This window comes from Epibacterium sp. Ofav1-8 (assembly GCF_022348185.1).
In the GTDB taxonomy this organism is placed as follows: domain Bacteria; phylum Pseudomonadota; class Alphaproteobacteria; order Rhodobacterales; family Rhodobacteraceae; genus Epibacterium.
Map to the genome: position 1 here is coordinate 1 of NZ_JAKRFD010000032.1, position 1,649 is coordinate 1,649.

General features: G+C 64.0%; 2 protein-coding genes. Both read left to right on the forward strand.

What is annotated here, in order from left to right; genetic code table 11:
* Nucleotides 1–270, forward strand: a 270-nt coding sequence (locus MHM97_RS22660; protein ID WP_239325901.1) for a proton-translocating transhydrogenase family protein, incomplete at its 5' end; no start/stop codon positions are given.
* Between the two features lie 15 nt (nucleotides 271–285).
* Nucleotides 286–1,649, forward strand: a 1,364-nt coding sequence (locus MHM97_RS22665) for an NAD(P)(+) transhydrogenase (Re/Si-specific) subunit beta (RefSeq protein WP_239325903.1), incomplete at its 3' end; no start/stop codon positions are given.

Here is a 1,649-nt window from a genome sequence, read left to right on the forward strand (position 1 = left end):
AGCTTCATGCAGCACTTCATCGTCTTTGTGCTCTCGGTCTTTATCGGCTTCCAGGTGATCTGGAATGTGGCGCACAGCCTGCACACCCCGTTGATGGCGGTCACCAACGCGATCTCCTCGATCATCATCCTCGGCGCGCTGATCCAGATCGGCTCCGGCGGCGTGCTGGTCACGATCCTCGCCGCGCTGTCGGTGTTCATGGCCGGGATCAACATCTTCGGTGGCTTCATGGTCACCCGGCGCATGCTTGCCATGTTCCAGAAATCTTAAGCAGGGGCAGGAGTTATGGAAAACGCATTCACAATCGCGGCCTATGTGGTCGCCGGCGTTCTGTTCATCCTGAGCCTGGGCGGATTGTCGGGACAGGAAAGCGCCAAACGCGCGGTCTGGTATGGCATTGCCGGCATGGCGCTGGCGGTCTTTGCCACGCTTGTCGGCCCCGGGGCGGGTCTGTGGTGGCTGTCGGTCATCCTGATTGCGCTTGGCGGCGTCATCGGCATGCAGCTGGCGCAGCGGGTGCAGATGACCCAGATGCCGGAGCTGGTGGCGGCGATGCATTCGCTGGTCGGCCTGGCGGCGGTCTTTGTCGGCTTCAACGCCGAGATGACCATCAATCTGGTCGAGGCGGCGAAGGCCGCGGGCGACAGCGTCGAGGGCGCCTTTGCGCTCCTGGTGGCCAAGAAGGAGCCGATCGAGATCGCCATCCTGAAGGTGGAGCTGTCGCTGGGCATCTGGATCGGTGCGGTGACCTTCACCGGGTCGGTGATTGCCTATGGCAAGCTGGCGGGCCGGGTGAACTCGGCGGCGACAAAACTGCCGGGCGGGCATCTGCTGAACGCGGCGGCGGCGGGGCTCTCGCTGATCTGCCTGATCTGGTATCTCTCCTCCGGGGCGCTGTTCCCGCTGCTGATCCTGACGCTGGCGGCCTTGTTCATCGGCTATCACCTGATCATGGGCATCGGCGGTGCCGACATGCCGGTGGTGGTCTCCATGCTGAACAGCTACTCCGGCTGGGCGGCGGCGGCGATCGGCTTCAGCCTTGGCAATGATCTGTTGATCGTGGTCGGCGCGCTGGTGGGCTCTTCGGGGGCGATCCTGAGCTACATCATGTGCAAGGCGATGAACCGGTCCTTTGTCTCGGTGATCCTTGGCGGCTTTGGCGGCAGCACCGGCCCCGCGATGGAGGTCGAGGGCGAGCAGGTGGCGATCGACGCCGACGGTGTCGCCGCGGCGCTGGAAGAAGCCGACAGCGTGGTGATCATCCCCGGCTACGGCATGGCGGTGGCGCAGGCGCAATCCAATGTGGCCGAGCTGACCCGCCGTCTGCGCGCCAAGGGCAAGACCGTGCGCTTTGCAATCCATCCGGTGGCCGGGCGCCTGCCCGGGCATATGAACGTGCTCCTGGCCGAGGCGAAAGTTCCCTACGACATCGTGCTGGAGATGGAGGAGATCAACGACGACTTCCCGGAGACGGATGTGGCCATCGTGATCGGCTCCAACGACATCGTGAACCCGGCCGCGCAGGAAGACCCCAACTCGCCCATCGCCGGCATGCCGGTTCTGGAGTGCTGGAAGGCGAAACAGGTGTTTGTCTCCAAACGCGGTCAGGGCACGGGGTATTCTGGCATCGAGAACCCGCTGTTCTTCAA